The organism is Faecalibacterium sp. IP-1-18, from assembly GCF_023347355.1.
GTDB classification, from domain to species: Bacteria; Bacillota; Clostridia; order Oscillospirales; family Ruminococcaceae; genus Faecalibacterium; species Faecalibacterium prausnitzii.
Map to the genome: position 1 here is coordinate 1,128,955 of NZ_CP094472.1, position 12,468 is coordinate 1,141,422.

At 58.5% G+C, this 12,468-nt stretch carries 10 protein-coding genes; 4 read left to right on the forward strand and 6 right to left on the reverse strand.

The features are described from left to right. The first annotated feature begins 155 nt into the window (after positions 1-155). The 3 genes from fucO to MTP43_RS05405 all read left to right on the forward strand — a co-directional run bounded on the left by fucO (position 156) and on the right by MTP43_RS05405 (position 3,997). The gene (gene fucO, locus MTP43_RS05395; RefSeq protein WP_005922374.1) at positions 156-1,304 is read left to right on the forward strand and encodes a lactaldehyde reductase; all 1,149 of its coding nucleotides are present in this window, start codon (positions 156-158) and stop codon (positions 1,302-1,304) included. A 181-nt stretch (positions 1,305-1,485) separates the two neighbouring features. Continuing rightward, complete coding sequence (locus MTP43_RS05400; protein ID WP_117526531.1) at positions 1,486-2,793, forward strand: putative ABC transporter permease; 1,308 nt, start codon at positions 1,486-1,488, stop codon at positions 2,791-2,793. Between the two features lie 244 nt (positions 2,794-3,037). Next, complete coding sequence (locus MTP43_RS05405) at positions 3,038-3,997, forward strand: calcium/sodium antiporter (RefSeq protein WP_113621277.1); 960 nt, start codon at positions 3,038-3,040, stop codon at positions 3,995-3,997. A 739-nt stretch (positions 3,998-4,736) separates the two neighbouring features. Here the strand turns inward: MTP43_RS05405 and bilR are convergent. Genes bilR through MTP43_RS05420 form a run of 3 tightly spaced genes read right to left on the reverse strand, consistent with a single transcriptional unit; the run spans position 4,737 to position 8,840 of the window. After that, positions 4,737-6,662: a bilirubin reductase, long form gene (gene bilR / locus MTP43_RS05410; protein ID WP_097786020.1), complete on the reverse strand. Its 1,926-nt coding sequence runs from the start codon at positions 6,660-6,662 to the stop codon at positions 4,737-4,739. 30 nt (positions 6,663-6,692) lie between these two features. Then, positions 6,693-7,448, reverse strand: a complete 756-nt coding sequence (locus MTP43_RS05415; RefSeq protein ID WP_005922367.1) for an alpha/beta hydrolase family protein — start codon at positions 7,446-7,448, stop codon at positions 6,693-6,695. Positions 7,449-7,451: 3 nt separating this feature from the next. Continuing rightward, complete coding sequence (locus tag MTP43_RS05420; protein WP_113621276.1) at positions 7,452-8,840, reverse strand: MFS transporter; 1,389 nt, start codon at positions 8,838-8,840, stop codon at positions 7,452-7,454. A gap of 214 nt (positions 8,841-9,054) precedes the next feature. Here MTP43_RS05420 and MTP43_RS05425 point away from each other — a divergent pair, with 214 nt between their 5' ends. Beyond that, positions 9,055-9,885, forward strand: a complete 831-nt coding sequence (locus MTP43_RS05425) for a helix-turn-helix domain-containing protein (RefSeq protein ID WP_238057066.1) — start codon at positions 9,055-9,057, stop codon at positions 9,883-9,885. Between the two features lie 96 nt (positions 9,886-9,981). Here the strand turns inward: MTP43_RS05425 and MTP43_RS05430 are convergent, their stop codons facing one another. The 3 genes from MTP43_RS05430 to MTP43_RS05440 all read right to left on the reverse strand — a co-directional run bounded on the left by MTP43_RS05430 (position 9,982) and on the right by MTP43_RS05440 (position 12,459). Continuing rightward, entirely contained in the window at positions 9,982-10,110 is a 129-nt protein-coding gene (locus MTP43_RS05430; protein WP_015538181.1) for a hypothetical protein, read from the reverse strand. Positions 10,111-10,123: 13 nt separating this feature from the next. After that, on the reverse strand, positions 10,124-11,254 hold the full coding sequence (locus MTP43_RS05435; RefSeq protein ID WP_005922357.1) for a sodium ion-translocating decarboxylase subunit beta: 1,131 nt from the start codon (positions 11,252-11,254) through the stop codon (positions 10,124-10,126). A 272-nt stretch (positions 11,255-11,526) separates the two neighbouring features. Then, the gene (locus MTP43_RS05440) at positions 11,527-12,459 is read right to left on the reverse strand and encodes a carbohydrate kinase family protein (RefSeq protein ID WP_113621274.1); all 933 of its coding nucleotides are present in this window, start codon (positions 12,457-12,459) and stop codon (positions 11,527-11,529) included. Positions 12,460-12,468: the final 9 nt, after the last annotated feature.

Below are 12,468 nucleotides of genomic sequence, written 5' to 3' on the forward strand. Positions count from 1 at the left end.
ACAGACAAAGATGATAGAAAATAATACACAAGTATAAAAATATACTACAAATTTAAACAATTTTGCATTGCAAATTTTTTGACGATGTGCTATGCTGAAACGTAGAGGAACGCCGCCGGAAAGGCGGCTGCAAACAGATTTGGAGGATTTGTATTATGGCTGACCGCATTGTTCTGAATACCATCTCCTACCACGGCCACGGTGCTATCGAGAACATCGTTCCCGAGCTGACCGCCCGTGGCTACAAGAAGGCTTTCGTCTGCTCCGACCCCGACCTAATCAAGTTTGGCGTTACCAAAAAGGTCACCGACCTGCTGGATGCCGCAAACTTTGCCTACGCTGTTTACAGCGAGATCAAGCCCAACCCCACCATCGCCAACGTACAGGACGGCGTGGCTGCCTTCAAGGCTGCCGAGGCTGACTGCATCGTGACCATTGGCGGCGGCTCCTCCATGGATACCGCAAAGGCCATCGGCATCATCATCAATAACCCCGAGTTTGCGGACGTCCGCTCTCTGGAAGGTGTTGCTCCCACAAAGAAGCACGCGGTGTTCACCATCGCAGTGCCCACCACCGCCGGTACTGCTGCCGAGGTCACCATCAACTACGTCATCACCGACGTGGAGAAGAAGCGCAAGTTCGTCTGCGTGGACACCAACGATATCCCCGAGATCGCTGTGGTTGACCCCGATATGATGTCCTCCATGCCCAAGGGTCTGACCGCCGCCACCGGTATGGATGCGCTGACCCACGCCATCGAGGGCTACATCACCAAGGGCCACTGCGTCATCTCCGATATGTTCCATCTGGAAGCCATCAAGCTCATCAGCCAGAGCCTGCGCGGCGCTGTGCAGAACACCCCGGAGGGCCGCGAGGGCATGGCTCTGGGCCAGTACATCGCCGGTATGGGCTTCTCCAACGTGGGTCTGGGCATCGTGCACTCCATGGCACACGGCCTGTCTGCTCTGTATGACACCCCCCACGGTGTGGCCTGCGCCATCCTGCTGCCGGTGGGTCTGGAGTACAACAAGAGCGTTGCCGGCGAACGCTACCGCGCCGTGGGTAAGGCCATGGGCGTTATGGGCATTGACGAGATGAACGATGTGGAAGCCGCTGATGCTACCATCGCTGCCGTCAAGCAGCTGAGCGCAGACGTGGGCATCCCCGCAAACCTGCACGGCATCCTGAAGGAAGAGGACATCCAGTTCCTCGCCGAGTCCGCTTTTGCAGACGCCTGCCGTCCCGGCAACCCCCGTGACACCAGCGTGGAGGAAATCGTGGAGCTGTATAAGAGCCAGCTGTAATCCATTATAAATAAACTCCGAGAGCCGCTGCACCGTGTTTGTGCAGCGGCTTTTTTAGCGGAATGATGCGTTCGTAAAATGAAATCCCGCGCCAATTGTAACATTTTTCTGCTGTCCTCTTGTATAAATCGGCGCAAGCGAGTACAATCAGAGCATAAAAACAGAAGGCGAGGAAAGCGCGATGACACTGAACTTCTATACGCTGGGCGTGCTGTATTTGGTCTATTCCTTCCTTGGGTGGGTAGGGGAGACCGTGGTGGCTACCTTCCGGGGCAAGCGGTTTGCAAACCGCGGCATGGCGGCGGGGCCGTTCTGCTTTGTGTACGGCACCACGGCCATCCTGATGGCAGTGGGCTTTGCAGATATGCGCACAAAGCCGGTGGTGCTGTTTGTGGCCTGTATGCTTACGGCTACCGTGGTGGAGTGGCTCACGGCAAAGCTGCTGGAGCGGCTGCACAATCGCAAATGGTGGGATTACTCCGATAAAAAGTTCAACCTGAATGGCTACGTCTGCCTGCAGTACTCGGTGCTGTGGGGCGCGCTGGGCATGGTGACCGTGCTTTGGGGCAACGGGCTGCTGTTGCGTCTGTGCGCCCTTGTGCCGGACTGGCTGCTGCATCCGCTGGTGTGGGCTGCGCTGGGCATCGCGGCGCTGGACCAGCTGGGCTCGGCGGTTCTGGTGGGGCGGTATGCGGCGCAGCACCCGGTGCTGGAACAGCTGAACCAGAAACTGGAGGCGCGCTCCGACACCTTGCGCCGCCGCATTGCCGTGTATGTGGAAAAGCGTATCCAGCGCGCCTACCCGGAGGCCGCCCGGCAGCAGCCCACGGCGGTGCAGAAGGGGCAGGCCGACTTCCTCAGCGCGGCAGACCTGCTGTGGCTGTTCGTCATCGGGGCGTTTCTGGGCGATATGGTGGAGACCGTGTTCTGCCGCCTGACCGCTGGGGTATGGATGAGCCGCTCCAGTCTGGTGTGGGGGCCTTTCAGCGTGGTGTGGGGTCTGGCGCTGGCTATGGCTACCGTGCTGCTGCGGCAGAATCAGGAAAAAAGCGACCGCTATCTCTTCGCCTTCGGCACGGTGCTGGGCGGCGTATATGAATATGTGTGCAGCGCCGTTACCGAGCTGCTGTTCGGCACCGTGTTCTGGGATTACAGCAAGTTCAAGTTCAATCTGGGCGGGCGCATCAACCTGCTGTACTGCTTTTTCTGGGGCATTGCGGCGGTGCTATGGATGCGCTACGGCTATCCGTTGGTGCTGAAGCTGATGAAAAAGGTGCGCAGCCATATCCGTCCGTGGATGACAGCAATGCTGGCGGTGTTCATGGCGGTGAATATGCTTACCAGCGCGCTGGCATTGGCGCGGTACGATGCCCGCACCAGCGGCGAAGCGCCCAACGGACAGCTGGAAGTGTTCCTTGATGAGCATTTCGACAATGCCCGCATGGAGCGCATTTACCCCAACGCCAAAAAAGTGATCAAGGCAGAATAAATCCCATATTTCCCCTTGCGCTTTTGCCGGAAAACAGGTATAATATTCTCTGGATAAAAGGGAGTAAGGGGCGTACCTTGGTTGAAAAACGGGTGCGCTGTGCTGCAGCGACAGTCCCGGCAGAAATGCCCGATGCAGCACCGGATGCTTGAGACTTTTATCACATTTCCCCGTTCCGGGCAAGATGTGATAAAGGTCTTTTTTTGTGCCTCTGCTGCCATCATTTAAAAAAAGGAGAAATACTATGCTGATCCCTGTTCTGTTGTTTATCGTGGGTCTGCTGTGCCTGATCAAGGGCGGCGACTGGTTTGTGGACGGTGCCACCGGCATCGCCCGCCGCTTCCATGTGCCGGAGCTGCTCATCGGTGCCACGGTGGTGTCCATCGGTACCACCCTGCCGGAGGTCATGGTGTCCACCACCTCTGCCCTCACCGGTCACGGCGAGATCGCCTACGGCAACGCCATCGGCTCGGTCATCTGCAATTCTGCACTGATCGCCGCCATCACCATTGCGGTGCGCCCGGGCAAGGTTGACCCCAAGAGCCTGCGCACCCCGGTGGCCTTCTTCTTTGTGGCTGCCGCTTTCTATGCCGGTGTGGCCTACACCACCGGCTCCTTCACCCGCCCGGTAGGTCTGATCCTGCTGGCCATGTTCGTGGCTTACATCGTGTGCAACGTGCTGGCTATGAAAAACACCCCCGCCCCGGAAGAGGAGGAGCAGGCTGAGGAAGGCCCCTTCGCCAAGGAGCTGGGGCTGCTGGCCATCGGCGCAGTGCTCATTGCTGTGGGCGCTGACCTGCTGGTGGACAACGGCACCCTCATCGCGCAGGCACTGGGCGTGCCGGAGTCGGTCATTGCGCTGACCTTTGTGGCACTGGGCACCTCGCTGCCGGAGCTGGTCACTGCCATCACCTCGCTGGCTAAGGGCCACGGCGCGCTGTCGCTGGGCAACGTCATCGGTGCAAACGTGTTCAATCTGGTGCTGGTCAGCGGCGTGTCCGTTACGCTGGCACCCTTCAGCATCCCGCAGAACTCCACCATCGCAGGTATGAACGCCTCGCTGGTGATGGATATCCCGGTCATGTTTGCCGTGATGCTGCTGCTCACCGTGCCCGCTCTGATCAAGGGCAAGCTGAGCCGCCCGCAGGGCATTGCACTGCTGTGCATCTATGCCGCTTTCTGCGCCGTGCAGTTCAGCATCTGATCTGTTGTAAACGTAAAATATTTAAGGCTGCTGCACAAAGCACTGTGCAGCAGCCTTTTTATGTGGGACGATTTGGAGTGGCCGCCGCCATCGGGTTGCGGCACCCAGCATCCGCATCGTGCCTTGGGCGGCACTTGCGTTTTGCTGGCCGCTGCCCCAACAACTCCTCCCTGTTTCCGCCACTGGCGGCGGTCGTCGTCGTTGCACTCTGGCCATATTCAGCGGAAAAATTATTTTATAATTTCGGAATACCGGAGCGTCTGCGGACGCTCCGGTATTCCATTTTCACGGGAAGGGTTTGGAACGAACTCCCTCAGTCAAAGCCTGACAGCTTTGCCAGCTCCCTCTAGGAGGGAGCCTCTGACGCGCCCGCAAGCTTTGCGCTTTAGCCGGAAACTATACCGTCATGCCAAAGGCCCCATCTCAGAGGACGACTTCCCCCGGCCGGGGGAAGATGTCGCCGCAGGTGACAAAAAGGGGAATCTGTCGCCATAGGCGACTGGGGGAGTTCAGCGGCGTGCGCCCTCTCCGTCATCGCTGCGCGATGCCACCTCTCCCAAAGGGAGAGGCAAGAGCACCATCGGAAGCTTTCTCATTGCGCCTAATACTTTAGCAACGGGCTTTAAACCTTGGCTACCCCCTTCGGGGAAGCTGGCGCGGGAGCGCCTGAGAGGGTAAAAAAGTGGGTCAGAAGCGCCCACAGGCGTTTCTGACCCACAAATAGAACGATATTATTGTTTTACAGCTGGCAGGCGGTATCGTAGCCGGTGCGGATGGCGTTGGAGATATCCGCAGCCTTACCAGCGGCATCGCCGATGGAATACACCGGGATGCTGGCAGCCTCCAGCGCAGCAGCGTCAAATTCGTTGGAGCGTGCGCCCATGGCCAGCACAATGTAATCGCAGGGGATGGTCACCTCTGCGCCGTCCTTGTTCTCGCAGACGACGGCGTCCATGCGGAACTCCTTGACCTTGTGGCTGGGGTACTGCTCCACGCCGTAGGTCTTGTAGTTTTCCAGCAGGGTGGGCAGAATGGTGGTGCTCTCGCCTGCGGCGATCTTGTCCATCATCTCGATAACGGACACCTTGCAGCCGCGGGCAGCCAGATACTCTGCGGTCTCGCAGCCTACCATGCCGCCGCCGATGACGGCAACCGTGCCGTACACCTGCTGCTCACCGGCCAGCACCTTCCACGCGTCGGCAACGTTCACGCTGTCGATGCCGGGGATGCGGGGTGCGGCGCTGTGTGCGCCCACAGCGTTGATGACAGCCTCGAAGCCGGCATCCTTCAGCTGCTCTGCGGTGCGGGTCTGACCCATGCACAGGTGCACACCGGCGTTGCAGACTGCGTGGATCAGATCCTGTGCGGCACGGCGCATCTCCTCCTTGCGGGGAGGCACGCAGGCAATGTTCAGCTGACCGCCCAGAGTGGTGGTCTTTTCAAACAGGGTCACGTCATGGCCGCGCAGCGCTGCCACACGGGCTGCTTCCAGACCGGCAGGGCCGCCGCCGAGGACGGCAATCTTCTTTTTCTGCGCTGCGGGCTGGATGCTGCGGGTGTTCTCGTAGCCGTTCTCCGCGTTCAGCACGCAGGAGAGGAACTGGCGGTTCTGGATGGCATCGGTGCAGCCCTTGTTGCAGCTGATGCAGCGTCGGATATCGCAGGCCTTCCCGGCAGCGATCTTGGTGCCCCAGTCGGGGTCTGCCAGCAGCGGGCGACCCATGGCAACTATGTCGGCCATGCCGCTCTCGATGACGCGTGCAGCCATGTCGGCGTCCACGATACGACCCACGGCGCTGACCGGTACATTGACAGCCTTTTTGATGTCCCCGGCGATCTTGACAAAGAAGCCGTAGGGCTGTACGCCCATGGGAGGAATGGTGTCGGCCATGTTGCCGGTGTGGTTGGCCTGGGCAACGTGGAACATATCCACGCCGTCCTCTACCAGCCACTGGGCAAACTGCACGGCGTCGGCTTCGTCAATACCGCCCTTGCCGCGCTGCGGGGTGACGATGGACAGCTTGTAGTCGATGACCATATCCGGCACAGCCTTGCGGATGGCGCGGGTCAGCATGCGGGCAAAGCGGACGCGGTTCTCCAGGCTGCCGCCGAACTTATCGGTGCGGTGGTTCATGCGGGTGGAGCACAGGCAGCCGTTCAGGCGGTCGCCGTGGATCTGGATGACGTCCACACCGGCCTTCTGGGCGCGCACTGCGCAGGCGCACATCTTATCGATGATGGACATCAGCATCTCCTCGCTGGCCTCATCGGTAAAGAACATCATGTCGTGATGCAGGCGCTGACGCATCTCGTCAAACTTCTTCTGCATAAACAGGCTGTTGATGGCGTCCACATCGTACTCCGGGTGGAAGATCTGGACGCCCAGCTTGGTGCCGTAGGCGTGTACGCTGTCGGCCAGTGCCTTGAAGGCAGGGATCTGGCTGTCGTCAAACAGCTTGGGGGTGGGAGAAAAGCTGTTGATGGGCGCAACATCGCCCATAACGATGTAGCCCACGCCGCCCTTTGCCAGACGGGTGTAGAAGCCCATGTCCTGCTCGCTGATCATGCCGTTTTTCTCGTAGCCGGTGGTCAGCGGGGGGAACATGATGCGGTTTTTAAAGGTCTGTCCGCCCACCTCGATGGGCTGCAGAATTACGTTTTCCATACAAAAGCCTCCTTGCAGATACGCTTTGCTTTACAGATTTGCTTTGATGAATGCTGCGGTCTTTTTCTCCACGGTGGCACGGGCTGCCAGCGTGGCAAAGTTGTGGCCGCCGCCCGCAATGGTGTCCACCTCGGGTGCGGTGTACACCTGTGCGTAACGGCTGCAGGTGCCCTCGTCCACCAGACGGTCATCGTCGGCGCGCAGCAGCAGCACCGGGCCGTTGTAGCCCTTGGCCTCGGTAAAGGGATCGGGGTGCTTGGCCATCTCGTAGTTAAAGGCCATCTTGTAGCACAGACCCTCCATGTCGGTGTAGTCCTTGCCGGTCTGCACAACACCGTCGGCACGCTGTGCGCAGCCGAACCACATCCCGGCGCCCGGGCACAGCAGGATCAGGCCGTGGGGCTGGATGACCGGTGCGCAGGAAGCGGCAATGTAGCCGCCCATGCTCTGGCCGGAGAGGAACAGCTTTTCGCTGTCCACATAGGGCTGCTCAGCTGCCCATGCAAAGATATCCTGTGCATCGGTGTGCAGGCCGTCAAAGCTCATATCTTCGAACTCGCCGTCGCTCTCGCCGTTGCCGTAGAAATCGAACCGGGCGCTGCCGATGCCCTGCGCTGCCAGAGCGCGGGACAGATGAGTGTACATGGACTTGTAGCCGCTGCAGCTGCCGGCAAAGCCGTGCAGATGCACCACAAAGGGTACCTTGCCCTCGGTGTCGGGCAGGGTCACGATGCCGCGCAGGGTGTGGCCATTGCGGTTTTTAAACTGGACCTGTAAAATCTTCATGGTTTACTTGCTCTCCTTTGCGGCGCGGCGAGCTTTCAGCTCGGTCAGCATCTCGGCAGTCTTCTGCTTGGTCAGGGGGTAGACGAAGAACAGGATGGCAACTGCAATGCCGTAGCCCAGGAAGTAGACGCCGGTGTAACTCTTCCAGATAGCGTTTACAACGCCTGCGGTCTGCACAGCGCCAGCGGTAACGTTATAGCCGATGGCACCCAGCACAAAGCTGGACAGGCTGCCGGAAATGGCGCTTGCAAGCTTGCGGAAGAAGGAGTAGGTGGAGTAGACGATGCCCTCGTTGCGCTCGCCGGTCTGCAGCTCGTGGTAGTCGATGGCGTCGTTGACCATAGCCCAGATCAGCACCTGCATGCCGGAAGCACCCAGATAGCAGATACCGTTGATGACGATGAAGGCCACGGGGTTGTGGACGGGGAAGAAGAACAGGATGCCGAACACGATGGCGGCAAAGCCTGCGCCCATGCAGCACCACTCCTTCTTGCCGAACTTGTTGGCAAGAGGCTGGGTGATGGCAAAGGACAGCACGGCGTACAGCACGCTCAGCATACCGGAGACAGCCTGAATTTTAACGTTGCCGAAGAAGTCCTTATACAGGTAGGTGTTCAGACCGTTGACCACGGAAGCACCGATCATGCCGGTCAGGCTGAAGAACATAACGCCCAGCAGAGCCTTGTTGTGAGAGATCTCCTTGAGCACGTGCAGGTAGTTCAGCTTTTCGCCCTGCGGACGCTCGGGCACTTCCACGCGCTCCTTGCACCATACGCAGGTGATCTGCAGGCACAGCAGGCCCAGCAGAGCGCAGATGCAGGCCAGCATCAGGAAGCGGCCAGCCACGGGCTTGTTGTCCACATACAGGAACAGGGGGCCGATCATGACCATGACGGTCATGAAGATGGAGCCGCCAAGGCTGCGGTAGCGGGACAGTGCGGTGCGCTGGCTGACATCATCGGTCATCACGCTGGACAGGGTGCCGAAGGGCACGTTGACGCAGGTGTACAGTGCCTCGTACAGAACGTAGGTGACGAACATGTAGGCCAGACGCAGGCCGTAGTTGATATTGCCCACATTGACAAAGCCCAGCACGCACAGCACTGCCATGGGGAAGGAGAAGGCGCGGATCCACGGGATGAACTTGCCGCCCTTGGTGGCCTTGCGGGAGTCCACCAAGGCACCGATGATGGGGTCATTCACGGCGTCCCAGATCTTGGTGATCAGCAGCAGGATACCCACGTGGAAGGGGTTGACCTGCAGGATCAGGGTGTAGAAGATCGACAGATACATGGCGCGGTACTGCTCGGTGAAGCAGCAGCCCAAATCGCCCAGTGTATAGCCGATCTTGTCCTTCATGGAGAAGGGTCGGACGGTCTTTTTCTGGTCCATTGTATTTTATCCTCCTTAAAAACAGTGAAACCAAGAGACTTTTCGCACAAGTCTCTTTTCTACACTTGCATTATACGTTAAATTTCCATCAATACATATCCAAAAAATGATTGAAAACTATCGTAAATTGATGTATTATGCAATTATAACAGTTGTACTTTTCTGTTGTGTACAACAATCTGTTACACATGACAGTTTCACGGAGGTTTTTTTGGTGAACTATACAGTCAAGCGTTATTTTTTCGAGCAGAGCGCCGTCCGGGAATTTTATTCCGGCGCGTATTATGATTTGTTTCTGGTCATGCGGGGCAGCGGCGTATTCCGGTGCAGTGAGGTGGTGCTGCCCGCACAGCAGCAGAACCTCATCATCTTCAAGCCCGGTCAGGGCGGCAGGCTGGAATACGCCGGTGCTTACGGCCCGCTGGAACTTATTCGGGTGCAGCTGTCTCCCCAGACGCTGGCGCAGCTTTCGGACGCGGACACCGACCTTGAAAAAAGCTTCAACGTGGTGCCCTTCCGGCAGGTGGCTGTGCGCCCGGACAGCCAGATCTATATGCTGCTGAAAAACCTTGCCCGGAAGATGCTGATGCTCTCGCAGGAGCGCACCCAGTTCGGTGCAGCGGTGTTCGAGCACGGTATTCTGCAAATGTTCGTGGTGCTGGCGCTGCGTGCCTGCATCCATGCAGAGTTCCACACCGCATCGGTCAGCCGCCACCACCTGATGCTGGACGAGGTGTTTTTGTTTATTCAGGCGCACCTTACCGAGGAACTGACGCTGGAGCGGCTGGAAAAGGAGTTTTTCGTCTCCCGGGAACATATTGCCCGGGAATTCAAACGCCAGACCGGGCAGACGGTGCACCGCTATATCGTAAAGGCGCGGTTAGACCGCTGCTGCACCCTCATCGAGCAGGGGCTGCCCATTACCGAGGTGTACAAGACCAGCGGCTTTGGCGGCTACAACCACTTTTTCCGCGCCTTTAAAAAGGAGTACGGTATGACCCCCAAGGAGTACTTCCACACCACCCGGCAGGACGCCCGGGGATGAATCCGGCAAAAGCAGCGCCGTCTGCGCCTGTGAAAAAAGCCGCCAGGGAAGATCCGCAGATCCTCCCAGGCGGCTTGCTTATCCTATTTTTTTCTTTTACTTGCGGCGGGTGAGGCAGTTCAGCGCCATCACCACCAGCACGAGAAAGCCGATGACCAGCAGGATACCGGTCATGCCGATGAGCATCATGGGCAGAGTGGTCATCCAGGAAGAAAGATGAAGCATAAAGGCACCTCCGTTAAGCCATCAGGGAAAGGATCAGTCCGCCGGCAAGGACGGATGCGATCTGCCCGGAAACGTTGACGCTGATGGAGTACATCAGCAGGAAATTCTGGTTGTCCTCGGCCAGACCCATCTTGTTGACCACACGTCCGCTCATGGGGAAGGCCGAAATGCCTGCCGCGCCGATCATGGGGTTCAGCTTTTTGCCCTCGGGCAGGAAGAGGTTCACCAGCTTGGCGAACAGCACGCCGCCAGCGGTATCAAAGATAAAGGCTACAAGACCCAGCGCCATGATAAGCAAAGTGTCCGGCCGGACAAACTTGTCGGCGGTCATCTGCCCGGCTACGGTCAGACCCAGCAGCAGGGTGATGAGGTTTGCCAGTACGTTCTGGGCGGTCTCGCTCAGGGAGTTCAGCACCCCGCATTCCCGCAGCAGGTTGCCGAACATCAAAAAGCCCACCAGCGCCACGCTGGCCGGGGCTACCAGACCGGCGACCACCGTGACCACAACAGGGAACAGGATCTTGGTCAGCTGGGTGACATTGCCTTTTTCGTAGGGCATACGGATGCGGCGTTCCTTCTGGGTGGTCAGCAGACGGATGACCGGCGGCTGCACGATGGGCACCAGCGCCATGTAGCTGTAAGCTGCCACCATAATAGCGCCCAGATACTGGGATTTCAGGGTGTTTGCCACAAAAATGGCGGTGGGGCCGTCCGCTGCGCCGATGACCGCAATGGACGCGGCGTCCTTCATATCAAAGAAGAACCCGGCCAGAAACAGGGTGAAAAAGATGCCGAACTGTGCCGCTGCGCCAAACAGCATGAGCCACGGCTTTTCCAGCAGCGGGCCAAAATCGATCATGGCACCGATGCCGATGAACAGCAGCAGCGGGAACAGCTCGTTGGACATACCTGCCTCGAACAGGGCAGAGATGGGGCCAACGGTGTCTCCCTGCGTGATGGCACCGGATGCGGGAAGGTTGACCAGAATGGCACCGAACCCCATGGGCAGCAGCAGACTGGGCTCCATCTTTTTGACGATGGCAAGGTAAATGAGCAGGGCACCGATGCCCCACATGACCACCATCTGCCATGTCAGCGCCCCGAAGTTTGAAAAGAGCGCGGCGAATGTGTTCCAGAAATTCATATTGTTTTTCTGCCTCCTTTTGTTTTGATGCTGCGGCAAGAAAAAAAGAGACCCTTGCCACAGCGTAAGATCTGTGACAAAAGTCTCAAGCGAACACATGACATCGGGCATTGCTGCCGTGATGACGCTGCCATGCAGCGGCCTGCCGGAAAAAAGCCTTGACCGGCGGGCTGCCCTTTACTCCCCTTTATCATTTTTATTGATACCAGAAACTGCCGCTTCTGTCAAGGGGGAAAATGCGGTTTTGCGCAAAAATTCAACCGTTTAAATCGTCAGTCCACCACCGGTACGTCCAGCCCGAACTCCTGCGGGCGGAAGCGGGGACAGACGTTCTCGGTGATGCAGATGACCGAAGCAGCAAGACGGCTGCCGATCTCGCAGGATTCTGCCAGCGTTTTGCCGTAGGTCAGGCCGATGACCGTGCCGGCAAAGAAGGCGTCCCCCGCGCCGGTGGTGTCCATGACATCCACCTTTTTGGCGGGCACGATGCCGCAGCTGCCGTCTGCACAGGCATATACCGCGCCCTGCCCGCCCATGGTCACCACCATGCTGGGAATGTTGGCGCTGCGCACGTTGCCCGTGAGCACCCGGCACATCTCGTCCGGGGAGAGGTGGTCGTAGTCGTCCGAGAACAGCAGCCCGGCCTCCTGCTGGTTGCAGACGAAACAATCGATCTGCTGCAAAAAATCCCGCCGCTCCATGGCAATGCTCATGTTGGAGACCACGGCAAACACCTTTTTGCCGTACTTTTTGGCATAGCGCAGGGTCTGCTTCACCGTTTCTTTTTCAAGGTCCAGCTCCAGTGCAATGGAATCACAGTCTGCAAAGATCTCGTCGCCCTGTTCTTGCAGAAGGCCGGTCAGCGGGGTGGTGTCTGGCCGCTTGGAGATGGCGGCGTGCACATCGCCGTCGTTGTCAAAAATGGCCAGCCATGTGCCCATGCCGTCCGGCTTTTTCTGGATAAAGCGGGTGTTGACCTTGTGCCTTGCCAGCTTGTCGATGACGTCCTGTCCCATGCCGGTGTCATCCACCAGACCCACAAAGGTGGGACGCAGCTCTACGTTGGCGATATCCTCCACCACGTTGCGGCTCACACCGCCGTGTACCTGCTCGATGCGTCCGGCGTTGCGCCCGCCGGGGATATAGGTGGAAAGGGGATAGCCCTTGATATCCACAAAAACAGCTCCGATGACTACGATGCCCATAAACGATAA